This is a genomic window from Vibrio coralliilyticus ATCC BAA-450 (genome assembly GCF_000176135.1).
In the GTDB taxonomy this organism is placed as follows: domain Bacteria; phylum Pseudomonadota; class Gammaproteobacteria; order Enterobacterales; family Vibrionaceae; genus Vibrio; species Vibrio coralliilyticus.
Map to the genome: position 1 here is coordinate 902,600 of NZ_ACZN01000017.1, position 24,367 is coordinate 926,966.

General features: G+C 45.9%; 20 protein-coding genes. 4 read left to right on the top strand and 16 right to left on the bottom strand.

What is annotated here, in order from left to right; translation table 11 throughout:
- Nucleotides 1-19: 19 nt before the first annotated feature.
- From VIC_RS19170 to VIC_RS19180, 3 genes are all read right to left on the bottom strand, one after another.
- The gene (locus VIC_RS19170; protein ID WP_006961869.1) at nucleotides 20-1,387 is read right to left on the bottom strand and encodes an alkaline phosphatase family protein; all 1,368 of its coding nucleotides are present in this window, start codon (nucleotides 1,385-1,387) and stop codon (nucleotides 20-22) included.
- Nucleotides 1,388-1,506: 119 nt separating this feature from the next.
- Nucleotides 1,507-2,262: an MBL fold metallo-hydrolase gene (locus tag VIC_RS19175; protein ID WP_006961876.1), complete on the bottom strand. Its 756-nt coding sequence runs from the start codon at nucleotides 2,260-2,262 to the stop codon at nucleotides 1,507-1,509.
- Between the two features lie 135 nt (nucleotides 2,263-2,397).
- Nucleotides 2,398-3,561 carry an AAA family ATPase gene (locus tag VIC_RS19180; RefSeq protein WP_006961877.1) on the bottom strand — a complete coding sequence of 388 codons (1,164 nt, stop codon included), beginning with the start codon at nucleotides 3,559-3,561 and terminating at the stop codon, nucleotides 2,398-2,400.
- Nucleotides 3,562-3,827: 266 nt separating this feature from the next.
- Here VIC_RS19180 and VIC_RS19185 point away from each other — a divergent pair, with 266 nt between their 5' ends.
- The 4 genes from VIC_RS19185 to VIC_RS19200 all read left to right on the top strand — a co-directional run bounded on the left by VIC_RS19185 (nucleotide 3,828) and on the right by VIC_RS19200 (nucleotide 9,468).
- The gene (locus tag VIC_RS19185; protein ID WP_039952215.1) at nucleotides 3,828-5,285 is read left to right on the top strand and encodes a DUF4150 domain-containing protein; all 1,458 of its coding nucleotides are present in this window, start codon (nucleotides 3,828-3,830) and stop codon (nucleotides 5,283-5,285) included.
- 11 nt (nucleotides 5,286-5,296) lie between these two features.
- Nucleotides 5,297-7,495: a lysozyme family protein gene (locus VIC_RS19190; protein WP_006961879.1), complete on the top strand. Its 2,199-nt coding sequence runs from the start codon at nucleotides 5,297-5,299 to the stop codon at nucleotides 7,493-7,495.
- A complete protein-coding gene (locus VIC_RS19195; protein ID WP_157622144.1) occupies nucleotides 7,485-8,360 on the top strand; it encodes a tetratricopeptide repeat protein in 876 nt (291 codons plus the stop codon). Before VIC_RS19190 ends, VIC_RS19195 begins: the two co-directional genes overlap by 11 nt.
- 217 nt (nucleotides 8,361-8,577) lie before the next feature.
- Complete coding sequence (locus VIC_RS19200) at nucleotides 8,578-9,468, top strand: hypothetical protein (RefSeq protein ID WP_006961881.1); 891 nt, start codon at nucleotides 8,578-8,580, stop codon at nucleotides 9,466-9,468.
- A 199-nt stretch (nucleotides 9,469-9,667) separates the two neighbouring features.
- Here VIC_RS19200 and cyoE read toward each other — a convergent pair whose 3' ends face one another.
- The 13 genes from cyoE to VIC_RS19265 form a co-directional block, all read right to left on the bottom strand.
- Nucleotides 9,668-10,534 carry a heme o synthase gene (cyoE, locus tag VIC_RS19205; RefSeq protein WP_006961882.1) on the bottom strand — a complete coding sequence of 289 codons (867 nt, stop codon included), beginning with the start codon at nucleotides 10,532-10,534 and terminating at the stop codon, nucleotides 9,668-9,670.
- Between the two features lie 8 nt (nucleotides 10,535-10,542).
- Nucleotides 10,543-10,854, bottom strand: coding sequence for a cytochrome o ubiquinol oxidase subunit IV (gene cyoD / locus VIC_RS19210; RefSeq protein WP_006961883.1), 312 nt, complete (start codon nucleotides 10,852-10,854; stop codon nucleotides 10,543-10,545).
- Nucleotides 10,854-11,450, bottom strand: coding sequence for a cytochrome o ubiquinol oxidase subunit III (gene cyoC / locus VIC_RS19215; RefSeq protein WP_006961884.1), 597 nt, complete (start codon nucleotides 11,448-11,450; stop codon nucleotides 10,854-10,856). The genes cyoD and cyoC overlap by 1 nt, the downstream gene beginning before the upstream one ends.
- Nucleotides 11,440-13,476 carry a cytochrome o ubiquinol oxidase subunit I gene (gene cyoB / locus VIC_RS19220; RefSeq protein ID WP_006961885.1) on the bottom strand — a complete coding sequence of 679 codons (2,037 nt, stop codon included), beginning with the start codon at nucleotides 13,474-13,476 and terminating at the stop codon, nucleotides 11,440-11,442. Before cyoB ends, cyoC begins: the two co-directional genes overlap by 11 nt.
- Nucleotides 13,476-14,363: a ubiquinol oxidase subunit II gene (gene cyoA / locus VIC_RS19225; protein ID WP_080555947.1), complete on the bottom strand. Its 888-nt coding sequence runs from the start codon at nucleotides 14,361-14,363 to the stop codon at nucleotides 13,476-13,478. Before cyoA ends, cyoB begins: the two co-directional genes overlap by 1 nt.
- A 634-nt stretch (nucleotides 14,364-14,997) precedes the next feature.
- Nucleotides 14,998-15,363 (bottom strand): RidA family protein, encoded by a 366-nt coding sequence (locus VIC_RS19230; RefSeq protein ID WP_006961887.1) that lies wholly within the window; start codon nucleotides 15,361-15,363, stop codon nucleotides 14,998-15,000.
- Between the two features lie 13 nt (nucleotides 15,364-15,376).
- Entirely contained in the window at nucleotides 15,377-16,405 is a 1,029-nt protein-coding gene (locus tag VIC_RS19235) for a lactonase family protein (protein WP_006961888.1), read from the bottom strand.
- A gap of 77 nt (nucleotides 16,406-16,482) precedes the next feature.
- Complete coding sequence (locus VIC_RS19240; protein WP_006961890.1) at nucleotides 16,483-18,933, bottom strand: beta-N-acetylhexosaminidase; 2,451 nt, start codon at nucleotides 18,931-18,933, stop codon at nucleotides 16,483-16,485.
- A 49-nt stretch (nucleotides 18,934-18,982) separates the two neighbouring features.
- Nucleotides 18,983-19,612, bottom strand: coding sequence for a bifunctional 4-hydroxy-2-oxoglutarate aldolase/2-dehydro-3-deoxy-phosphogluconate aldolase (locus VIC_RS19245; RefSeq protein WP_006961892.1), 630 nt, complete (start codon nucleotides 19,610-19,612; stop codon nucleotides 18,983-18,985).
- A gap of 18 nt (nucleotides 19,613-19,630) precedes the next feature.
- Complete coding sequence (locus VIC_RS19250; protein ID WP_006961893.1) at nucleotides 19,631-20,575, bottom strand: sugar kinase; 945 nt, start codon at nucleotides 20,573-20,575, stop codon at nucleotides 19,631-19,633.
- A 61-nt stretch (nucleotides 20,576-20,636) separates the two neighbouring features.
- Entirely contained in the window at nucleotides 20,637-22,154 is a 1,518-nt protein-coding gene (locus tag VIC_RS19255) for a sodium:solute symporter family protein (RefSeq protein ID WP_006961894.1), read from the bottom strand.
- A 222-nt stretch (nucleotides 22,155-22,376) separates the two neighbouring features.
- Complete coding sequence (locus tag VIC_RS19260) at nucleotides 22,377-22,769, bottom strand: RidA family protein (RefSeq protein WP_006961895.1); 393 nt, start codon at nucleotides 22,767-22,769, stop codon at nucleotides 22,377-22,379.
- Between the two features lie 61 nt (nucleotides 22,770-22,830).
- On the bottom strand, nucleotides 22,831-24,291 hold the full coding sequence (locus tag VIC_RS19265) for an N-acyl-D-amino-acid deacylase family protein (protein WP_006961896.1): 1,461 nt from the start codon (nucleotides 24,289-24,291) through the stop codon (nucleotides 22,831-22,833).
- Nucleotides 24,292-24,367 lie beyond the last annotated feature (76 nt).

The following is a 24,367-nucleotide window of genomic DNA, read 5'->3' on the forward strand; positions in this document are numbered from 1 at the left end:
AAATCGTCATATCGTTTAGTTAACGCATTGCTTCAAAGCTAAGTGGGTCCGCGTTACCATCACAATCAAACTTAGCGACATGCTCGTACCCCTCTAACGTCATCGGTACACCACTTTTCGCGTTCCATTCAAAACCGCATTGCTTGCTCTCAATCAGGCTGTAAATGTAGCTGCTACTAATAGACAACGGGTCGCCGTCATTGCTGCAATCAAACTTAGCTATATGCTCATTACTGCCCATTGGGCTTGGCGTACCTTTGGCGGCATGCCATTGCAATCCGCAGGAAGAGCCATAAATATTGGCATAGATGTAACCGTCTTCTATCTGCACAGGATCAGCTGAGCCATTACAATCAAATTTTGCCACATGCTCGTAACTGGCTAGCGCTATCGGTGAGCCCTTGTCTGCATCCCACTCCAAACCACAACGCTTACTTTCAATCGTCGCGTAAACTTTTTGTGCCTCTATATCACCAACAAGAGGAAAACCATCAAGGCGTAATCGGTTTTGCTTGATACCGAGAAACTCTAAAATCGTTGGTACAATAAAGGTTTGAGCTGGCAGGTTATACAGGCCGTCAAAGTCTTGGTTCGCCACGGAAACATAAGACTGATAGCGGCTGTGCAGAGGTTGGTTGGAAGCAATAAAAATGGTCTTTTCACTCGAGGTTTGGTTACCATGGCCACTGCCTGTTCTCGCATTGCGGCCATGATCGGTGGTGACAAGAACCAGCCAATCCTCGTTTTTCTCAGTCTGGCGTTTCTCAACCGCATCTAGCAGCTTACCCAGTCTAGCATCGCTGTCTGTAATTGATTTGTCGTACTCATCACCCCAGCCATGGCTATGACCTGCACCATCAGGCTCATCCAAGTGAACAAAGATGAAGTCAGGGCTTTGAGAGCCTAGGACTTCCAGCGTTCGATTCACACTGTAATCGTCACCGCCCCCTTCAGAATGGGCTGCTAACAGAGGCATATCTGCAGGGAAATAGAGCGTATTGATGGTCCCCCAGGTCGAAAATGAGTACATCTGAGCTTGGTCTTTGGCGTTGTGAATCTGACGAAAGATACTCGGCCAGTCAGCATCGGCGGGGCCGACACTATTACTCGAAATGCCGTGTTTGTTGACCCAAACACCAGTAAGAATCGTTGTCCAACCCGGGCCACTACTGGTCTTCTGTTCACTAAATCGCCCTTTAACACCTCCAGCATAAGCTTTCGTGATCTGGAGACGATCAAAAGCAGGGGTCGGCAATTTAGCGATATGTTCAAACTGCATGCCATCAATGCCAACCAGCAATACCTTCTTATTGCTGGCCTGCGCAGTGGTGGCAAAGATGAAGATTAGCGGTAGCAGCCAACGTAACGTTATTAGTCCTTTTGTCATGATTGTTGTTCCTGTGGAGTTAAACACGCGGACGATTTAACACAGCATTCATGACATCAATGTTATCTGGTGATGAATTTTAATACGCAATAAAGTCAATAAGATGGAGGCAATTCCATCTACATATGTGGCCTCATCGCAGTAAGGTTATATTCTAACGCGGAGCTGATCAGTTTCGGGGTCGGCAGCTTTGGATTTCTCGCGCTAGGCTGATGAACAGAGCCCTGATCGTGCAATTCATCACCAAGCGTCGTCTTATAAACCAACTCATCTGGGCTGCTTGGTTCGTTATGACACAGGTACACTTCGGTCGAGTCTTTGAGTTCATATATCTTAGATAATGACTCAAATGTCGGGTCGCTATCTTTAGCCGAATCCCCTTCTCCAGAATGAAGATGTGAATCACCCACGAATAATGCATCACCAATTTTAAAGGTAAGATCAGATGGTGGATGACCGGGAGTTTCTAATACTTCAATATGAGAATGACCAAAATCCAGTTGTTCATTTTCCAGCAGGAAATGCTCAAAATGATAAAGATCGGTAAGTGACAAATCATCCTTGCAGCTAGCGTATACCTCTTTGACATGATCAGAAATGTAGATTGGCGCTTGTAGTACTTTGCTGAGGTAGAACGAACCCGACAAATGATCAGCATGAATATGTGTTTCAAGAATCGCGGTGACATGAAGTTGATTTTGTTCAACGTGGTCAATGATTTGCTGCGCGGATTCAAAACTGATCTTACAGTTTTCCTCATCATAATCAGCAACAGGATCAATCACTATCGCCTCATTGGTGTCCGAATCTGCCACTACATAACTCAAGCTACCGGATTCAGGATGAAAAAAGTGCTGAATGTTCTGGGTTGTCATTATGCCCTCCCGCAAAGACCGCTTTTCATTGAACGTAACTTTGAGTTTAGTCGCGATTGGCGTTTAACGAGAGGTGCATAGACCATAATTTAATCTCCTTTTTAGGGAGAAAAAATACACTGAGATTTTTTCTGTTTAAGAATCAGGCCAGTACCAATTTGGAGATGAAAGAGGGTCCAAACCCGGAATAATCGTCTGACCAAACTCCTTGTCTAGCTGAATAGCATTGCATTCTGGATGCTCGGCCAACGCCGCAATCAAACGTGGAGCATGAGACACAACCCAGACCTGAGTATTCTCGGCCGCGTGAGAAATTAGACGCGCTAAAGCAGGCAACAAATCTGGATGAAGACTGGTTTCTGGCTCATTAAGAATCATCAAGCTTGGTGGTCGAGGCGTAAGAAGAGCGGCCACCCACAGCAAGTAACGTAAAGTCCCATCTGACAACTCAGCACCACTCAATGGTCTGAGCAAACCATGCTGGGAAAACTCCAACGAGAATCGACCATCAGCCTGATTCACAATACGGATGCTGGCGCCGGGAAACGCATAGTCGATTGCTTTATAAAGTACCTCTTTGTCACCAATTTCGATAATGGTCTGTAAAGCAGCGGCCAGATCGCGGCCGTCATGGTGTAAAACCGGAGTACGAGTCCCAAGTTGGGGTTGTCTGGCGGGGGCATCTTTGTCAGTTCTGAAATGATCGTAAAAGCGCCAGCCGCGAATCGTTTCCCGCAGCATAAACGCCTCTGGCGTTGCCATTGGGTCGGCAATTTGATCAAACAGACTATGATAAGTGGCGATATGGTTTGAAATGACTTGCCATTTTCGTCCTTCACGCGCTTTAATCGCGGGCCCATTTCGGTCTATCAGTGCACTGGCAGGTCGATATAAAGGACCATTCCAAATACATTCACGTTTTATCTCTGGGTCAAAGCCAAACATTGACATCGTCGGCGCTGGTAAACCTAAGGAAATCGCGTAGCTGAACTCTTCAGTGGCAAAGCCAAGCTTGAGGCGTTTGACCTTCTGCCTTACTGTCGCTTCAATGGCATGTTCGCCTCGCTTCATCGAGTTGGTTATCTTTTCCGGCCCCGCCCAGAAAGTTGAATCCAGGCCACCTTCAGTCGCGAGCGCAGACACCACACCACCTTGCGCTGTATCCGCCAACAAACGAAGTGCTTTATACAAGTTGGATTTACCGGTGCCATTGGCTCCCGTTATCACATTCAATCTGCCTAGTGGAATAACCAGATTTAGAATCGAACGATAATTATTGATCGCCAACGCTGTAATCATATTCACATCTCATTTAAATAAAATAAAACATATATTGAAAAACTATTAATCGAACGTTAACATTCGATCGTCTACATGTCATGCGGCCCCCAGTATTGACGAGCTCCACAGTGTGGACCCTACCTTTTTGTGAGACATTCAGCCAAAACCTTTCAATTTAGTCATTTAGAACGGTAAACCATTCATTTTAACTAACCTTTTGGTTAGATTGATGTGCGCTTTATTTTATATCATTGCTTATCTTTTTTGTTGATTCAGGTTACATCATGGGTGTCACAGTTTGCGCAAATGGGCTGAGCGTGGTCCACAAGGGATCGGGAGGAGAAGCAAATGCGACTCTCCCCGACGTTTGTTTGACGACAGTAGGTAATTCCGTTGTACCAATTCCATATGGTAACAATGCGAAGTCGGCAGATCTTGTCGGCGGGACCACAACGGTATCTATGGATGGTGGTAATAGTATTGCCATCAAAGGCAGCAAATTTGCAGCAAGTACTGGTGACGCCGGTGGTGATAAAAAAGGCGTGTCATCTGGCACGATTGAGTCCGAAGCTGAATTTATCTCTGCTTCTCCAACCGTCACAATGGAAGGAATTGGTGTTTGTCGCCTGACGGACCAGATGACCATGAATATGGCTAATACCATGTGCCTTGGTGGTGTACAAAACCCTTCCGTCTCTGTCACTGAGGATCAGGAAGGCACCTACACACTCGAACTTACTTGCAAATACCCCAATGGGCAGCCTTACGCGAATGCACCATTTGAGCTGAGAGAATCAGGCGGTGGCCCAATTGGCGCAGGTGTGCTGGATGCAACAGGTTGTGGCACCGTCAGCGGCTTACCTCTAAAAGAGTGTATTCTGGTGCTAAAAGAGACCGCAGACACCTATGCTCCAAACGCAACATTGCCAGAAAACGCCCCAACAGAAACATACGAAGACTCCCATGATTTTTGTACTTTTGTCGCGGGAAGAAGAGCGCCGTTTTGGGAAGACAAAGTTGGTGTTGCCAATGACTGGGGCATCTTGCTCTCGCCTTCTTTTAGCGATGATGATTTCAAAGCTATGGTCTACGAACAAAGCCGAATCTTGTCACCCCATGTCGTCAGCAAAAATCATTCTAACGATTTCTCCGAGTCTTTCGTTTCATCCCTTTTCCACATTCAGGAAGATCTTGAATCACTAGAAAAGTACGAATCACTGCTTGAACTCCTTTTCGAGAAAGTGCATGAGAACGGCGATATCCTGCGCATCTTATTCCAGGCGGATCTTCTGGATCCGCCTTCTGAACTGCTTGCCAAGCTACGTTTGTTGGGTACAGGCAATACCATACAGCACCTTCAACTGGTTCTTTGGACACTCATCAACCAGCAGCTTTGTGGCTTTATTGATGACTTGATTGCTGCATTGGACATGCGATTAGAGTTCATTCAGGCGCAAGCTGAGGCTCGCTCTCTGACTGCAGTTCAAGAAGGCGTTCAAGGCTATCGAGATGGCATGAAAGTGATGTCTCGTGCGCTTCCTGATGTCTTCAGTGAAATCCTCACCCAGACTAACGATAAGCTTTTAACCATTTCAGGCATGGCGATTGGCACCATCGTGAATGTCACGGGTCAATCAGGTTTCGCAACGAACTCAGGTGAAATCAACGCCGTTGTCTACACCAAAGCCAACAACCTCAACCGTCCTTCTTTCATTGTCTTTGACGACGTTTTCTCAGATTAAGGTATGACCTCATGGATGCAGTTTTTCCTATAACACAAAGAAATGGCGAGCCCTATCATACACTTAGTGATTTCACTAAACTGTTCGACCAAGTTAAGAGCGGTCGTTACCTCCTAGGTCAAGGTTATGGTTGGCACAGTGGTGTTCACTTGACGTCCAAAATGGTGCCTTGGGGTAAAGGATTAAGACCTATCCAAGCAATGATGGATGGGAAAATTGTCGCTTATCGTATTCACGCTGACTACCAAACCACTACATACAAAGACCAAGAGCTCAAATACAGTAACAACTTCGTTCTACTGGAACATGAATACAAAAACCCTGAGAAAGATGACGAAGTCTTTAAACTGTACTCTCTCTACATGCATCTTGCTCCACCATCCGATATCGGGGCGAATTCATCGCTGACGACTCGCTATAAGTTGGTTGACGATGGGTGGAACGTCCGAACGTTTAAACTTGGTGGTGATCCTGAAAGGGGGAAAGTGGAAAACAAAGTCTCTATGTCAAGCGGTACGGTTTTGGAGTATTTGCATGCAGAAGAGCAAGAAACCGTAGGGTTTGAAATTGGGGGCCACACTTATAAGATGATTAAGTGCCGCGTTGTTCAATTAGGTGACTCCCCTTCATCTAGCGAAAAGAGAATGAAAGGCAAAATCGTCTGGTTTGCTGCGGGTAAAGACAGCGATTTCGATATTCTTAACAACACCTCAGTAATGGTCCCTGAGCCTGTCTCTGAACCAGAGTGGATGTCTAAAAATGCCGCCTCATTACGCGATGGCAGCGTCGTAACACTGGGCCTCCCCTTACCACTCAACATCGACTTTGGCGCTATCGAAGTGAAAGCGGGGGATGAACTGGGCTATATGGGGCTTCACGAGTACAGTAACGATGCCCACGCCACCAAGAAAGAAGATAACCGAGTCCACATAGAGCTATTTTCCGTAGAAGAGCCGCCTGAGTTTTTCTTAAAAAAGATTGCCCCAAAAAATGCAGAAGAAAGCCCTCTTATCACCATTGACGGCAGTGGGAGTGATGGCGCTCTGAGCGTATCCAATGCGTTCTATAGCCAACTGCTCGAAGAGCTATCCAAAGGTGAAGAGATTGATTTCTCAGTATTCAAACCAAGAGAAGCCAAGGTTTACTTAGAAAACAAACGTAAACACTTTGAACGCGTTATCGCAAAGCACCCTTCTGACTGGTATACAGACGTCACTAAAGAAAGCTATTCTATGATTCATCAACTCGCCAAAGAAGTGATGGATGAAAAGTACATGACTGGTTTTGTTTCTCAGCAGGACTACCTAGAGTCACCTTGGCGCAGTGAGGTCATGAAGCATTACGAAATATTCTCACAGCATGAACGAGAAAGAGCGGATAAGTTTTCCTGGATGCAAGACACACAAAGCAAGATTACGCTCCCGGACGATAAAAGTGTCTGGCATTATTGGCCTTTTGTTACTAAACAAAAATCAAACTGTCTGTGCCATGAAACTCTCACAGCAATGCAACTAAAGCATATCGTTTCTGAACTGAGGAAGTCAGAGAACATAAACTCGATTGAGTTGTTTAGTGACTCGAGATCACTTTTAAACGAACAAGATAGAACGTACGAAAAGTTTGCTGATTCTCTAAATAACTGTTTTAAAAAGTATAATATTGACTCCTGTATTAGAAAAATTCATTTCCTTGCTCAAACTTATCATGAGACGGATAGATTTCGTTCGACTGTTGAATACTCAGGAACTAGAAAAGACTACTCACCTTATTACGGACGAGGGCTGATGCACCTTACGCATAAGAGTAGTGGCTACCTGAATTATGAAGCATATTTGAATGAGGATATCATGGGAGATCTTGATAAAGTTGGAAAGAGAATAGATCTTGCTGTCGACTCAGCTGGATGGTTCTGGAGCGAAGGAAAAATACTGAGTACTTCCAATACATGGAAACCAATATCCAGCTCAAGTATAGTGGGAAGTTATAGTAACGAAATAGAGATACCCAAAACAAAAGTGCGCAGGTCACTGAGCAATGGAAAAACAATTAGCTATGGTACGTTTAGCTTCAATATTTTAGCTGACAGTGATTATACTGATGTCATTAGCTACCTAGTTAATGGAGGTAGTAATGGCTTGTCAGAGAGAAGAGAATATGTAGCTAAACTTAAGGAAATATTTAAATTTGATGAGTGTAATAATGTTAGATAAAAGAAAGTCAATAAAAATACTTTTATTCATTGCTCTACTACCATTTAACTCTTTTGCTTTTGAGGATAAAGAATTTTTTTTAGACATAAATCATGATTCTGTCAATGAAAAGATAATAAGCAATCCAATCGAAAATTATCTATATATATATGATAATAAAGGAAATAAAGTTGTTGAAACTACAAACTTCACAGTAGATGGATACAGTACATTTAAAGAAATAGTACCGACCAAGGATGGATTTTACATTGTTAATAAAGCCAGCGGCTTTGATTCCACTTTCAATATTTATATTTCTTTAGAAAAAAATATATTTATAGTAAAAAAAATTGAATCATCGTATAACTATATATCTGATGGTATATTTAGTATTACCCAAAATTGTACCAAGAATGTTAACAGATTATTAGATGACATTGATATTTCAAGCTTGGAGCCTTTGCTATCAAGAAATGAAAAAGATCTTGATCGCTACTGTAAAATTAAAGTATTTGCAGAAAACAATCTCCTATGGTTTGAGAAATCAATAAAAAACAAAGATGTAGTTATTAATAATGATTTCATCGAATATTTAACCAAATCCCATCCAATAAGTAAGAGTAACCAAGTTACATATAATAATATTGCTTATTACCTAGCTAATAATGGTTACCATGAAGATGCAATTAAGATATTGAAGGAAATAATACGCATTGTACCGAGTAGAATTGTTGCATACATAAATATTGCTGACTCATATTCTTCTGTAGGGGAAATAAAACTGGCCGAAGAAAATTATAGGCACTATTATAATATTATGAAAAAGAACGGTAAAATTGAAAAAATACCAGAAAGAGTTTTTGATAAAATTAATATAGATAAATAATAAATAGAGAAAGGCTCCATGCTAAATTCATTACCGTCCGGCCATGTTTTTATGATAAGGACTTTAATAGATTAGGGAATTACGTTATTGATAGTGATGAAGTTAACGTATCCGACTATTACTATGATGGCGAGACAGAGTGGGTATTTTCGAAATACAATAATACTATTGGCTATCTAAAGAGAGATACACTGACACTATCAAAATATGACAAATTATGAACGTAATAAAAAATACCCTAATAATATTATCTATAGCATTTGCATTTCCTGCTTTCTCAATTGACACACTAGTGACAGAACAAGGATATAGGATTAAAATTTCGGAACAAGATAACGAGTTTGCTCCCTATTTTCTATCAATAGATAATGGAAGTAAGACGACCAAAGTTGATGAATACTTCCATGAAGGCGCAAGACCTATAATCGATTCAATGAAGATAGTAAGCTTAGAAAACTCTAATAACCTTATAGTTCTCGTATACTGGAATGTTGCAAATCCTGAATTAAGAGGAACGGTTTATAAAACTTACGTTTATACGTTGGAAAATGGCGCTCTTTCTATAAACAAAAAAATCACTAATGATCATAATCTAGAGGGTTTCGAAGGTATATATAACGAAGGTGAAGGTGGCAATGGTCAATATCAACTAAAAGAACTACCAGAAGTAGAAGAGTATCTACTATCTAAGTATTCTCAATCTAGTAAAAAGCCAAGCAAGCTATCTATGTGTAATGACGGTACAGAAGAAGTTTTCTCATGCACTTTAGAAAACAATAAAAATGTATCTTTATGTGCCATAGGATCTAGTTTTATTTATCGATATGGAGTTCCAGATAATATTGAGCTTGAATATCCAAATGATGGTGAAAAACCTCTAGATTGGCGATTAATTCAAGGCCCCAGCCTGAAGCAAGAAATATTCTTCAACAAAGGAAATTACAGCTACGTCCTTAGCTACGCAATGGATGTTGTTAATTTACATTCTGCTGAGTTCAAAGATACCTATGCTTTAGGTGTAGAACATAATGGAAAATCAGTATTTTCTAGATCATGTAAAGAAATATCGAAACCTTTCCCTCCACACTTTGGCGGCAGATTCCAATAGTTAACCGCTAAAGGTAATTGAGAAACCAGAAAAATACTTCTGGAATGCGCCACTAAAACGCTACACATTGCTTAGCGAGTTCCAGCAGCAATAAAAAGCGCCCCGTCCTTTCTCTGCTTACACAAACATGCCGGTATCGGATATCTCAGGCATAAAACCGTTATCGGCTTAGCAGGTTCAGGAAGGAGCGCTTAACTCGTTAGATGGGTAGTGGAATCAGCTCCAGACCCAGTACACCACTGATGCTCATCACCACCAGCAGAGAGACTTTAAACACCGATTTCGACCATTGGACGTAATTGCTGTAGTCAACCTTGCGAAACGTCACCTGCGTCCACATAAAGCACACAACAGCGGCAACCGCTAGGTACTCATAGCCAGCCTCTCCCAATAGGAATAGAGCCAGTGAGACGGCACCAAAAGCCGCAACATATGCCTTCATATGGCGATGAGCTTTGTTGATACCCTCTTTCACTGGCAAAACTGGAATGCCCGCGTCACGGTAATCTTGCATACGGAACATCGCAATCGCGTACGAGTGCGGCATTTGCCATAAGCAGAACATGGTAAACAGCAGAATGGCCTCAAGGCTGATGTAGTTTGTTACCGCCAGATAGCCCACCAGAGGTGGCACTGCACCGGAAATGCTACCCACTAACGTGCCGTACACAGACGTACGCTTGTACCACATGGTGTAGAAAAACACGTAAAACACGTAGCCCAGCAGTACTACCACTGCCGACAGCGGATTGGCGAGCTGAAACAACAAGGCGGTCCCGCTGAGCAGCATCACCAAGGCATAGACAAAAGCAACATCGATATTGATGTTACCTTTGACGGTTTCTCGATTCTGAGTGCGCTTCATCTTTTGGTCGATGTCTCGGTCAAAGATGTTGTTCACTACGCAGCCTGAAGCAATCACAAGCCCGACACCAGCGAGTGTCGCCAGTAACAAGTTCAGACTTGCGTGCTCTGTTTTTGCGGCAAGGAAAAACCCCGCCGCAACAGATATCAGGTTGCCGAAAATGATGCCCGGTTTGGTAATAGACAAATAACTTTTCAGCATACTCTGGCCTACAGCTTCATGTTGACGTTCATGTTGTAGATGATCCACACCGAGCCAGCGATAAGAATCAAGACAACGATGGCTGTAAACATCAGTGACACTAGGTTCCAGCGACCATCGGAGGTTTTTACTTCCATATGCAGGAAGTACTTAAAGTGCACAAAGATTTGTACCAGAGCACAACCAAACAGAAGAACATATGTCGTCGTGTCAGGCAGCGATTGCGTCCACACAAAGTAGAACGGAATCACGGTCAAAATCAGAGATGCAACGAAACCTTTAACGTAATCCGACGCACCCGTTTCCAGATGTTGATCCATTACATTACCCCCAACAAGTAAACGATGGTGAAAACACAGATCCAAACAATGTCTAGGAAGTGCCAGAACAGGCTCAGGCAGTTAAAGCGCATCGCCATATTGTCGTTAAGACCTTTCGTCGACAGTTGGTGATAGCACACCGCCAGCCAGATAAGACCAAACGTCACGTGCAGGCCGTGAGTGCCCACCAGCGTGAAGAACGCAGAAAGAAATGCGCTCGCCTGTGGGCCGTAGCCCTCAGCAATCAAGTGATGGAACTCGTACACTTCCATGCCAATAAAGCCAAGCCCGAGCAAGAAAGTTACTTGCAACCAACGCTTTAAGCCCGCGACATCTTTGCGTTTCATCGCAATCATGCCAAAGCCAAACGTAATACTACTGAACAGCAGCAGCATGGTTTCAACGAACACAAATGGCAGTTCGAAAATATCTTTACCTGTCGGCCCGCTAATCGAGCCGCTTTCTAGCACTGCGTAGGTCGCAAACAGGGTCGCAAACAGTACGCAGTCACTCATCAGGTAAACCCAGAAACCAAACAGCTTGTTGCCGCTGGTATCGTGGTGATCATGATCGTGAGACGCGATGTTAGCTTGCATACGTCACCTCCAGATCGTCTTTCTTATTATCATCTTGCACAGGTTTTTTATTCGCTTCTTCAAACTGAGCACGGCGCTCAGCTTCAATCGCTTTTATCTCTTCGACTTCAACGTAGTAGTCCACGTCATCGTTGTAGCTATGTTGAATACAGGTCACGATGATGCCGACGAAACTCGCTGCTGCCAGCCACCAGATGTACCAAATCATCGCAAAACCAAATACCAGCGCCCATGCAGACACATAAATACCTGTAGGCGTGTTCTTCGGCATATGGATGCGTTCGTATTCCACTTCTTTGGTTGGGTCGAAATCACCGCTCTGCTTCTGATACCAGAATGCGTCTAGCTCGTCGCCTTTTGGTAAATGCGCGAAGTTGTAGAACGGCGGAGGTGAAGACGTCGCCCACTCAAACGTACGGCCACCCCATGGGTCACCTGTCAGATCACGATTCTGTTCGCGATCACGGATACTGACGTAGATCTGGATGAACTGGCATATGACGCCCATCGCAATCACAGCAGTACCTGCCGCAGCAACAGCCAGCAGAGGGAAGTACTCTGGGTTAATGTCTTGGCTCAAGCGACGAGTCATGCCCATAAAGCCCAGTGCGTACAGTGGTAGGAAAGCCATCAGGAAGCCGACAATCCAAAGATAGAATGCACGCTTGCCCCACGCTTCGTTCATCGTGAAGCCAGTCGCTTTCGGGAACCAGTAAGTGATTGCCGCAAAACAACCAAACACCACACCACCGATGATGACGTTATGGAAGTGCGCGATCAGAAATACTGAGTTATGAAGAACAAAGTCAGCACCCGGAACCGCCATCAGTACGCCAGTCATACCACCGACTGAGAAGGTGATCAGGAAGCCTACCGTCCACATCATTGGTGTGGTAAAGCGAATGCGGCCTTTGTACATGGTGAACAACCAGTTGAAAATCTTCACCCCAGTTGGGATGGAAATGATCATGGTTGCAATACCGAAGAAGGCGTTAACGTTCGCCCCCGATCCCATGGTGAAGAAGTGGTGGAGCCATACAACAAACGCCAGAATGGTAATCACAACCGTTGCCCACACCAGCGAGGTGTAACCAAACAATTTCTTGCGAGAGAAGGTCGCGGTCACTTCCGAGAACACACCAAAAATTGGCAGGATCAGGATATACACCTCAGGGTGGCCCCATGCCCAAATCAAGTTGACGTACATCATCACGTTGCCGCCAAGATCATTGGTGAAGAAATGGAATCCGAGGTATCGATCCAGTGTCAGCAATGCAATCGTCACTGTCAGGATTGGGAACGAGATGATGATAAGGATGTTGGCACATAGAGACGCCCAAGTGAAAACGGGCATCTTCATCATTGGCATAGACGGAGTACGCATACGCAGGATGGTGGCGAAGAAGTTCACACCCGTCAGCGTGGTACCGACACCAGATATCTGCAAGGCCCATATCCAATAATCGACCCCAACTCCTGGGCTAGCATCAATACCCGACAGAGGCGGATATGCTAACCAGCCAGTACGACCAAATTCACCTAAGCCTAGCGACATATTGGTCAGGATGACACCAACAATAAACAACCAGAAACTGAGGTTGTTCAGATACGGAAAGGCAACATCACGAGCACCAATCTGCAACGGAACAATGATGTTCATCAGGCCGATAACCAGAGGCATCGCGACGAAGAAAATCATGATCACGCCGTGCGCGGTGAAAATCTGGTCATAGTGATGAGGCGGCAGGTAACCCGCTTCACCCGCAGAAGACAGCAACTGCTGACTGCGCATCATGACGGCGTCGGCAAATCCGCGCACAAGCATCACCATCGCAACTGCGATGTACATAAAGCCGAGTTTTTTGTGGTCTACTGACGTAAACCATTCGTTCCACAGGTACTGCCATTTCCCTGCTTTGGTCACCGCGACAACCACTGCCAAACCAACCAAAGCGACAATCGCTAAGGTGATGACGATGATGGGTTCGTGGTATGGAATTGAATCGAGAGTTAATCTTCCAAACATTACGATTGTCCTTGGTTTTCAGGCAAACAGTTCATTGAACCAGGATGCTGGGTCACGACATCAGTAAACAAAAACGGTGGCACACTGGAGAACAGCGTGACTGGCTCAGCGACACTTGGTGCTGCCAGCGAGCGGAATTGCTCCCAGTCTTCGATGCGATCTGGGCTGGCTTTCACCTTCTGCACCCAGTTCAGGAATGCCGCGCGATCAGGCATAGCGGACGCAGTAAACTTCATCTGCGAGAAACCTTTGCCGCTGTAGTTCGAAGCAAAGCCTTTGTAATCGCCTTCGTGGTTAGCAATCAGGTTCAGCTTGGTCACCATGCCCGGCATCGCGTATATCTGTGTCCCAAGGCGTGGGATAAAGAACGCGTTCATAATGTTGTCTGACGTCAGTTTGAAATTGACCGGGACATCTTTCGGAAACGCAACGTAGTTAACCGTTGCAATGTGTTCTTCCGGATAGATGAACAGCCATTTCCAGTCGAGTGACACCACTTCAATCGTCATGGGTTTCACATCACTCACCAGAGGCTTGGACGGCTCCAGTTCGTGCGTTGAACGCCATGTAATGGTGGCAAGAATCGCGATGATGATGATTGGAATCGTCCATACCACCACTTCGATCTTGGTCGAGTGAGCCCATTCAGGCGCGTACTCTTCGTCGGTGTTGGTCGCTCGGTATCGGTAGGCGAAGTAAATCGTCATCAGAATCACGGGGATCACAACGATCAACATCAGCAAAAGAGCAGTAATAATCAGCTCTTTTTCCTGGACACCAATAGCACCTTTCGGGTCAAGCAAAGCAGAATTACATCCTGAGAGCATCAGAATGGCGGTCACCAAACTTCCCCTCGACAAGATGCGTTTATATCTTGAGGCTTCCATTAACTTTCTCGATGTTTGTCCGGTTGCAGGTCAATGCCTGAAGGCCGGTTGTTATAGTCATTAGAATGTTTATGTGTTGAGCATGTGCAGCATCGCAAAGCAAAGTGCGGGGTTATCAAATAAGCAATCCGGTTAAAAACCATGCTACTTATATGGTTTAATTGTTACACTTCGAAATACAATGTTACATTCTGCGCATTATGCTTAGATCGAAATTGAAGCTCATCTGTCGAACTTGGAAACTAACCTTCCATTTCTGAAATTGACGCACTGAAGAACACCTGCTTACGTTCCACAACACTGATAACGTGCCACATAAGAAAGCTATGAAAGATAAGGGATAGCTGCTGATTTACAGCTCAATTAAGCAATAGGTCATTTGTTCGCCTTTAACGAGCTAAACAGCTCGATCTACAGACAGAGAAATGTGACATCAATCACATCATGGAATTCACGTAGTTTTTGATGGGTATTCACGGTAAAAATCACCTGCAGCACCAATGTATTCATCAATAAAATCATTACGACCTTATTGACGCTATGATGAACAATGCGACTACACGCCAAGCAGAGAAGGTAAAAAAATCCCCATCATAAGACGGGGATCGAAGATGAGATTGGAGTGAGCGAAAAGCTACTGAAAGCGTTCCCCAGCCGCGGCAACAAACGCCATTTCGACCAGAAGATCAGGGTTCGCCAGCTCCACTTTGACACATGCGCGGCTCGGTGCCGTTCCTTGCGGAAACCAGTTATCCCACTCTTGGTTTAATGCATCAAAATGAGCAAAATCAGTCACATATATGGTGACTGACAAAATACGCGACTTATCGCTATCGACACTGCTAAGCATTTGTTCTGCCTGAGCAAAAATCTGCTGAACCTGACCTTGCATGTCAGCAGAAGTATCGCTCTCTGCGACTTCGACAAAATGTGCGATGCCATTAAATACGGTCACGTCAGACCAACGTTTGGTGGGGTTAATTCGGTGTACTTGTTTCATTTGATTCTCAATATTAGTGCTCAATCAGACAAACAGGTGCATCAATTTGGCACTGGTAATTTGCCGGACTCAGGAGACCTGTTGATTGGCAACGTAGGTAGCTAGCGAGATTATTAGAATGTTGATTGGCGACAATTAGCCAGTTGCCATCAGATGATAGCGTAAAGTCCCGCGGAAACTGGCCCTGACAATCTTGCGCCGCTAACCACGAAGGTAACCCATCTACCAGCTCGAAAATACTAATCGCATTCTGCTGACGACAAGAAACGTAGATAAAGCGCTCATCACAAGACAGCTTGATCGCTGCGGCGGCCTCTCCTTTTGGCTGGCCGGGCAGCAAGTCGCACTGGTCTACCATACGCCAGTGGTTACCTTCCTTAGTCAGCGTAATCAGCGTTTCCGCTAGCTCGCATACAACGTAAGCCATGTCTTCATCGCCATTCATCACCAGATGCCTAGGGCCACAGCCGGAGGGCAGTGAGATGGTTTGATGAAGTTGGAACTGGTCACTTTGTGTATCAATGTCATAGAGATGCAGCGAATCACTACCCAAATCGACCACAGCCAACTGAGGTGTGTGATTTAAAAACTGCACCTGATGAGCATGCGGCGATTGCTGACGCTCACTGTTCGCGCCTTTACCATCCACAAACAGGTCCGCGACGAGTTTGAGCGGCTTTCCATCGCCATCCAGCACGTAGACATTCACATTTCCGGAACCATAATTGGCCACCGCCGCATATCGCTGTTGGCAATCCACATCAATATGACAAGGGTAGTCACCTTCAATGGCCAACACGCCAGAAAGAGCATCCGACTGAAACACCAAAGCAGCACTGTCGGAGCGGGAAACTTCAGAAAATGTATAAAGACCAGAGGAAGTATGAGTGAGGTAAGAGGGATTGCGTATCACCATGGCATCATCAAGTCGCGTCAGTTCCCCCGAAGAGGTGTTTAGACTCACTTGAGCAATACCCTGGCTCTGACTTGGATCGTCGGTATAGGTACCAACATAAAAATGTAAGTGATTACTTGCTTTCATTATTGACCAGATAAATAAAACATTAGACTCTTAATACATTGCCGCCAACATACGTTGACGGCAATGCCAAAAGTCAATTAGTTGGCCAGTTTGTGAAGTAACATCTCGGTCGGTTTAACAATCGCCACAATGGTTTCATCAAGAACAATGGCGTTATCATCGATGATGCGTTGATATTCAGCCACATCACTCACACGCAGTGTTTGTCCTTGCTTTTCTGCTTCTATCAAAGTTAGAGCTAACTCAGAAACTCGCACCGTCGCATCTGACACCACCACAGTATCCACTGATGCCACATTGGCAGCAAAAATCGGTTTTGCCTGCTGCGCCGCAAGCTTGGCAGTCTGGTAATGAAGCGCCAACTTATCCAGTGCATGAGTGTCCCCTTTGGCGAACGCTTCAACCAAATCGTTCATCTCATACACCGTGAGGCTTTCCATCGGTAGCGCATCCGCAAAACGATTTAGACGCTCGTACTTGTTGTACAAGTCACCTTTGTTTGGTGTGGAGATCCACTTCTCCCAATGGCGTGCATAGTACTGCGCAGGTTCGATGTAGTTCGACAACGTTTGCAACGGTGCAACATCAGCACCATTCGCCAGACGCTTGAGCATCATGTTGGCATCCGCGTGATGACGAAGGCCTAGCGAGATTTCAGACCAAGTGTCCATCACTTTCATGCGCTGATACATGCTGCGCTCATCGGTCAGCTCCTGACTAGACCAAAGACGCTCTGCAATCGCATAGCTACGAGGCCACAGTCGATGTTCGATGGTGGTTGAATCCAGATTCTCACCCCAGACGGTAATCTCACCACCTAAAATCAGATCCTTCGCATCACCTTCTAGTACTGCTGGATAGCCACCGTTTGGAGCAGGAATCACGCTGCCTTTCACGTCGCTACTTGCCACTAGCTCACCCGTTGCAGGCCAGCGCACGTTACCAATCAACTGGTAGCTGCCCTCTTTAAGCTTGCCGCCTGCAAACTCATAGTTGAACTCGGTGTACGACATAAAGTTATCGAAGTGACCACGGAATTTCACACCCGGTACGTATTCAAGAATATGCACTTCCTGGCGTGATTTGCCGTTGTAGTCGGTAAAGGCTCTGAATGAACCGTCTGCCGCTTCAATAATGGTCAGGTTACCCTTACGCGGACCGCCCTTATTGCGTGGTTTAACCCAGTCGTAGGTGGCAAACTTTTCACCTTGATGTAACTTGTCGTCAACGGTGATGCCGCTTGGCATTGGGTCATTGCGATAGTGGTAGCTGGTCGGTTGTGGTTGATCCAGATAGTAGCCGGTCGAAAGCACACCCTGATAGCCCTGCTTCGCCGCGCGACCAATGCTGTCGTGACCACGCCAGCTCTGGATGACAATCGATGTAGGCAGATCTTTATGCCAGATCTCATCCCAGCCCGTCATCTTCTTACCACGCTGTTCAAGCATCTTTTCAACTTTGGTGTTGAGGTAAGATTGCAGGCCACGCTCACCATCCAGCTCGTTGTCAGCGATAAACTGCTGGATGCGTGGGTTTTCTTGCCACTGTTTATAATCCGGCTCATCACCACCGATGTGGAAATACTCGTCTGGGAACAGTTCAACCACTTCATCGAATACACTGGCCAACATCTTGTAGAGCTCTGGGTTAGTTGGATCCATCAGAGGTTCAAACACACCCCAGCCCCGTTGCTGCGGGTAGGATTGCTCACCAAGGCCAGACATGAGTTCAGGATAGGCATGCGCGACAGCAGAAGCATGACCCGGCAGGGAAATTTCAGGAATGACACGAATACCAAGATTGCGCGCGTAATTCACCACATAACGGATTTCGTCTTTGGTGTAGTAATCACCATCAGCCGTCTCTTGCCACAGTTTCTGGTAGTTATCGAGCTGAATGCGAATCCCTTGGTCATCCCAGATATGCCAGTGGAAGACGTTCATCTTCGCGGATGCCATTGCATCAAGTTGACGCAGAATCACGTCCAATTCAATAAAATGACGCGCAGTATCATAAGAGACACCACGCCATTTGAAACGCGGTTCATCCTCGATCTCTACATTCGGTACAAAGTAACCGGAAGCGTCTGTGGTCACCAGTTGTAGAAACGTCTCCAGACCATGCAAAGCGCCGTATGGGCGCTCGGAGTCAATACGGATTTGGCCATCTTTGATCGACAGCTGATAAGACTCATCACTCTCAACGTTTTGTACTTCATCTTTCGGTGCCTTACTGATATCAATTACCAAGGTAGCCTTGTCTTCCGACTCAGCCTGCCAGTGGAGCATTGGCAAACCCGTCTGACGATAGAGGCGATCCACCGTTCGTTTGGCGTTGAACTGAACACGTTCAGAATCATAGCCTTTGATGTAAATGCTGAAAGATTTGTCGATTGCGACCTTGCCCTCGCCCAATTCCACTGTTTGTGGATAAGGCATCAAATTAAGGTCTGTGTTTGGAGCCATAGCCATTGTCATAGGGGCCGCCATTAAACCAGAAATAACCAGTGCTAATGTAGCTTTCTTCATCCGTATTCACCCACTGTTTGCTTTTATTCGTTATTGTTTTCGATTCACATCACGCTACGTGCGCGACCGCTTCACGAACCAGTTGACCAATTTCTTCCCATTGTTCGTTCTCAATCAGCTTTGGTGCGACCATCCAGGTGCCACCACAACAAACAACGCGATCGATCGCTAGGTAGTCGTTCACATTACCCTTTCCGATCCCACCTGTTGGCATCAGGCTGACATCCACATACGGCGCCAGTAACGACTTAACCATCGCGACACCGCCAGACGCTTCTGCTGGGAAGAACTTAAGGAAATTCAGGCCAAGTTCTAACGCTTGCTCAACCTGACTCGGGCTGTTAACACCCGGCACGATTGTCATGCCAACTTCCTGACAGCGACGTACCGTATTCGGGTTCAGACCCGGTGCTACGACAAATTCTGCACCCGCTTGTTGTGCCTGTTCGATTTGCTCTGCGTTGAGCACCGTGCCCGCGCCGATGCACATTTCAGGGTAAGCTTCGCGCATGGCTTTGATCGCATCTGCGGCCGCTTCTGTTCTGAAGGTCACTTCCGCCACTGGCAGGCCGTTTTCAACCAACACTTTGGCAAGCGGAATAGCTTGCTCAACGCTGTTGATTTGAATCACTGGAATTACTTTGAATTGTTTAAGTTTGTTGATCATTTCGATAGTCATGTTGCTTACCAAAAAATTTTATTGAGTCAGATGGGCCATTGCTTCACGAGGGATGATGGCGCCAGAATATTGAATAACAGTCGCGGCCAGCTGATGGCCTAACGTTGCAGAAGCTTCGGGCGTTCGACCCGTTAACCGGCCTGCAAGATAGCCCGCGGCAAAAGAGTCACCAGCGGCACAAGTATCGACAACATGAGCGACACGTTCAGCGCCGACCGTACAACGCTCAGGCTGCGCTGCATCAAATTGGATAATCTGGCAAGGCTCACTGCCTCGCTTGATCACCACTTCTCTGCAACCAAAACGCTGACAACGTTGCTCGACACTTTCTTCGTCACCCCAGACACACTGATCGTCGTCTTCTGTGATGAGAGCAATATCAACCAATGGCAATAGCAGGCCATACCAATGCCTTGCCTGTTCCGCGTTCCACAGTTGAGGGCGGAAGTTGTTATCGAAGATGACTTTGCCACCACGCAGAGCAAAGCCCTTTAACTCCTGAATCAGACGTTCTTTACTCGCGTCATCAAGAATGGCAAAGCTAATCCCACTGAGATACACGTATTGCACCTCGCCCCGCATCATCGCTTGTTCAAGTTTGTTGGCGGATTCAGTCGCGAAGTAACCTTTCACGGCAGCACTATCGCGCCAATACATAAAGCTGCGTTCGCCCGTTGCATCAGTTTCCACCATGTACAGACCTGGCAATTTGTTCGCAAAGCACTCCACCAAATGGGTTTGAATGCCCTCTTGCTGCCAAGCCAATAACAGCTGCTGAGATAACTTGTCTTCACCCAGCCCGGTGGCGTACGAAACCGATAATCCAGCTTGCGCGGTTAAGCGCGCCAGATACAAAGCAGTATTGAGCGTATCGCCGCCAAACCCTTTGCGAAGAGGTTCGCCGCTCAGCTCAATCATGCACTCACCGAAAAAGGCGATATGGGGTTGAGAAACTTGTGTCATGAATACTCGACCTGTGAATTAGAGGCAGCAGTCAGAACAGACCGCCGCCGTTTAGAAAGGACTAGGCACTTTCCGCTGCTTTGCGGTTTTGTAGAGATTCGTCGTTTTGTAGTACGCCGTTTTCTGACAGTTCCATTTCCATCAGAGCGCGCTCGTCATCAAGAATCGCACGTGCCATTTCTGGAGATACCTTATTCGCTGGTGTCATCAGGCTAATAACCACACCAGCAAACAATGCAACTGCACAAGAAGGGATCACAGGGTTACCCCAGTAAGCGGTTAGGTCAGCGCTTAGCATCACAGTGAAAGACGCTACCGAAGCACCAATTAATGTTGCTAGTGCCCCCTGCCAGTTGTAACGCTTCCAGAAGCGACCCAACATACCGCACACAAACATGCCCGACATGACGGTAGAGATCATCTTAGTGATGTAGCCAATGATGTCGTTCGAGGTCAGGGCAAACAGCAGAGCGCAACCAATTACAATCACCAATGCCAGACGAGAGTAGTTCAGCATTGACTCTTTGTTTGGCACCCGACCCGTGAACATTACATAGACATCACGCAGCAGGATAGAGACACCCGCAATCGCGTCCGAACTTGCACTCGACATGGTCGCAGACAAACCTGCAATCAGAACAATCAGGCCAACACCAACAGGAAGCACAGTTGCTGCCACGTAAGGGAAGGAGAAGTTCGGGTTATCCAGCGTCGGGTCAATCGCGTGAGCGGCCATACCAATCACAGCTGGGATGATTGAGAAGAATAAGTACAGAATGCCTGAGCCGACGAATGAACGACGGATAGTCGGCACATCTTTACCTGAGTAGATACGCTGACGGAACGATGGTGTTGCCAGTACGCCGACACCAATTACTACAGCCAGTGATAGCGCTGGCACCACGCCAAGCTTTTCAATCGCTAGGAAGCTGGTCGCTGCAGGGTCCATTGCTGAATACAGGTTCTCAAGACCACCAATGTGTTGTACAGACAGCACCGCCATCAGGATAAAGCCAACAAACAAAATGATTGCCTGAATAGTGTCGGTCCATACCACAGCGGTGTAACCACCGATCACAACATAAATGGTAAAGGCAGCAGCGATGATGATCTTAGCGGTGTTAAGGTCAATATCCGCGATCCACGCTAGATACATACCGCCACCCAAGATGTGAGCGCCAAGCCAGCCGATTGAAGCGATGAAGATCAGCAGACCAACAACGTTCTTGACGATGCGATTTGCACCCACGTAATAAGCCAACTCTTCACTCATGGTCATGAAGTTCAGTTTACGCACTGGCGCAAACCAGAGTGCCAGTAACAAAATACCAATCGCACCACCGATACCATAGAGCGCACCCGCCCAGCCGTTAGCGTAACCAAAACCAACAGCCCCCATACTTGAGCCAGTACCCACCATAGTGGCAACGGTAGTACCTAATACTAAAAACAGAGGTAAGCCGCGTCCGCCTAACAAAAAGTCTTCACCTGATTTTTGGTTACGGGAAACAAACCATCCTAACCAAATCAGAAATACGACATATGCGCCGAAACCGGTAAGAAAAAGTGTGCTATTCATTGAACACCTCTCAATATCAAAGTCCATCTTTCAGAGTGATATAATTCCAGCAGTATTTATTTAAAGATAATGATGAATATTATTATCTAGTTATTTTCATTTGCTTATTAAATGCAATTATTAGCACTGCGAATTAGAATTATATTTGTAGGGAGAGAGTGCCAAGAATATATTAACAGGGAACAAATATTTCCCGGCACTCTTAATAGAGTTTTGTGACGCTTATCGGCGGTCTTCGCGATAACAAGTCACATCTACTTCGACTTTCACATCTACCACCAAATCACACACCATACAGATGCGTGCTGGAGGATTTGCACCGAAGAACTCTTTAAATACTTTGTTAAAAGACTGGAAGTAACGCGAGTCCGTCAGCACGACCTTCACGTGTACAACGTCTTCTAGGCCATAACCCGCTTCTTCCATGATATCGACACAGTTCTGAATCGCTAGACGTGACTGGTCAACGATACCACCTTCAACCACTTCGCCATCAACCATAGGTGTCTGGCCTGAAACGTAAAGGAAACCGCCAGCTTCTGTTGCACGGGCAAATGGTAGATGTTGACCGCCAGTACCGACACCGCCTTCTACACCATATCGTTTAATTGACATAATATTCTCCAGTTTTAAATCTATTACTTCTGATTTATATATTCAGTTTGTTTTCAGGTATTTAATTTCTATAAATAAATACGCCGTTTCTATTTTCAGTGACTTCGCCTTTTAAATAAGACAATTCACCATTAACAAATACCGATTCAATTCCTTCTGCTACTGAAATAGGATTTTCAAATGTAGCGGTATCTTTTATCGTGTCAGGGTTAAATAAAACCAAATCGGCAAATGCGCCTGGTTTTATTTCCCCGCGATTTTTTAGGTTATATCGGCGTGCCGACATGCCTGTCATTTTGTGGATCGCTTCCGCTAGCGAAAACAAAGCTTCTTCACGGCAATAATGGCCAAGAACTTTAGGGAACGTGCCCCACAACCTTGGGTGCGGGTGCGGATCGTTTGGCAAACCATCCGAACCGACCATAGTCAGCTTATACTTAAGGACACGTTTAACATCTTCTTCATCCATGCAGTGATAAACCGCACCTGCTGGTTGAATCGCTTTAGCGGCTTCAAGTAACGGCAACGCCATTTCGTCAGCAATGTCTTTCAGCATTTTTCCCGCATGCTCGGGCTTGGCTTCAGACCAGGTAATAAAAATATCAATCTCATCAGTCACTTGTTTGAGATCCAGCGTGGAAGAGCTGGCGGAATACGGATAACAATCGCAAGACACATCTTGCTGCTGAGATACCTTGTCCATCAAATCCAGTACCTCAACAGTACGACCCCAGTTCCCAGCTCCGGCACACTTAAGGTGGGAGATAACCACTGGTACTTTAGCGTACTGACCTGTCTCGAACGCTTCTTCCATCGCACTGAGAATTTCTTCAAACTCAGTACGCATATGTGTGGTGTAAATACCGCCATGCTGACCGAGAATCTGAGCCAATCTCATCACTTCATCTGCAGTAGATTCTTTGGCGCTGGCATATGCCAGACCTGAGCTCAGACCGAGTGCACCTTCTGCCATTGCCTGATCTAACGCAGCACGCATCTGAGCAATTTCGCTATCGGTTGCGGTGCGCTGCAAATCATCCATCACGTTGTTACGCAATGTCGTATGGCCAACCAAGGCAGCAACGTTGACCGCTGGGTGAGCATCTTGCACTGCCTTGGCATAAGTGGCGAAAGTCGGATACTGAAAGTCTTCTTGCTTACCCAACAAATTCATTGGGTCAGGTGGATCATCTGCCAACACGGTCGGGCTCGCACTAATACCACAATTGCCAACGATCACCGTCGTTACACCTTGGCTGATCTTTGGCAAGCAGTCCGGGTAGCGAATCACATTGGTATCATCATGGGTATGGACATCAATAAACCCCGGAGCCAGAGCAAGGCCTGAACCATCGACGACACTGCGAGCCGTAGTGCTATCGAGCTGACCGACTTGTTCAATTCGATCCTGACGAATAGCCACATCGGCAATAAATGGCTTGGCGCCCGTACCGTCAAAGACTTCTACACTTTTGATAATGGTATCGAACAACTTTTCACTCTCTTCGTCCGTCGTTTTCATAACCTCCATATTAATAATTCACACACTAGAATCAGTGACAAAACACACAAACAATCTCAATTTGTTTGATAGTTTC

What these genes read in the sequence shown, in the direction of transcription:
- VIC_RS19170 (WP_006961869.1), bottom strand. Translation starts at nt 1,387, where the DNA reads ATGACAAAAGGACTAATAACGTTACGTTGGCTGCTACCGCTAATCTTC.
- VIC_RS19175 (WP_006961876.1), bottom strand. Translation starts at nt 2,262, where the DNA reads ATGACAACCCAGAACATTCAGCACTTTTTTCATCCTGAATCCGGTAGC.
- VIC_RS19180 (WP_006961877.1), bottom strand. Translation starts at nt 3,561, where the DNA reads ATGATTACAGCGTTGGCGATCAATAATTATCGTTCGATTCTAAATCTG.
- VIC_RS19185 (WP_039952215.1), top strand. Translation starts at nt 3,828, where the DNA reads ATGGGTGTCACAGTTTGCGCAAATGGGCTGAGCGTGGTCCACAAGGGA.
- VIC_RS19190 (WP_006961879.1), top strand. Translation starts at nt 5,297, where the DNA reads ATGGATGCAGTTTTTCCTATAACACAAAGAAATGGCGAGCCCTATCAT.
- VIC_RS19195 (WP_157622144.1), top strand. Translation starts at nt 7,485, where the DNA reads ATGTTAGATAAAAGAAAGTCAATAAAAATACTTTTATTCATTGCTCTA.
- VIC_RS19200 (WP_006961881.1), top strand. Translation starts at nt 8,578, where the DNA reads ATGAACGTAATAAAAAATACCCTAATAATATTATCTATAGCATTTGCA.
- cyoE (WP_006961882.1), bottom strand. Translation starts at nt 10,534, where the DNA reads ATGCTGAAAAGTTATTTGTCTATTACCAAACCGGGCATCATTTTCGGC.
- cyoD (WP_006961883.1), bottom strand. Translation starts at nt 10,854, where the DNA reads ATGGATCAACATCTGGAAACGGGTGCGTCGGATTACGTTAAAGGTTTC.
- cyoC (WP_006961884.1), bottom strand. Translation starts at nt 11,450, where the DNA reads ATGCAAGCTAACATCGCGTCTCACGATCATGATCACCACGATACCAGC.
- cyoB (WP_006961885.1), bottom strand. Translation starts at nt 13,476, where the DNA reads ATGTTTGGAAGATTAACTCTCGATTCAATTCCATACCACGAACCCATC.
- cyoA (WP_080555947.1), bottom strand. Translation starts at nt 14,363, where the DNA reads ATGGAAGCCTCAAGATATAAACGCATCTTGTCGAGGGGAAGTTTGGTG.
- VIC_RS19230 (WP_006961887.1), bottom strand. Translation starts at nt 15,363, where the DNA reads ATGAAACAAGTACACCGAATTAACCCCACCAAACGTTGGTCTGACGTG.
- VIC_RS19235 (WP_006961888.1), bottom strand. Translation starts at nt 16,405, where the DNA reads ATGAAAGCAAGTAATCACTTACATTTTTATGTTGGTACCTATACCGAC.
- VIC_RS19240 (WP_006961890.1), bottom strand. Translation starts at nt 18,933, where the DNA reads ATGAAGAAAGCTACATTAGCACTGGTTATTTCTGGTTTAATGGCGGCC.
- VIC_RS19245 (WP_006961892.1), bottom strand. Translation starts at nt 19,612, where the DNA reads ATGACTATCGAAATGATCAACAAACTTAAACAATTCAAAGTAATTCCA.
- VIC_RS19250 (WP_006961893.1), bottom strand. Translation starts at nt 20,575, where the DNA reads ATGACACAAGTTTCTCAACCCCATATCGCCTTTTTCGGTGAGTGCATG.
- VIC_RS19255 (WP_006961894.1), bottom strand. Translation starts at nt 22,154, where the DNA reads ATGAATAGCACACTTTTTCTTACCGGTTTCGGCGCATATGTCGTATTT.
- VIC_RS19260 (WP_006961895.1), bottom strand. Translation starts at nt 22,769, where the DNA reads ATGTCAATTAAACGATATGGTGTAGAAGGCGGTGTCGGTACTGGCGGT.
- VIC_RS19265 (WP_006961896.1), bottom strand. Translation starts at nt 24,291, where the DNA reads ATGAAAACGACGGACGAAGAGAGTGAAAAGTTGTTCGATACCATTATC.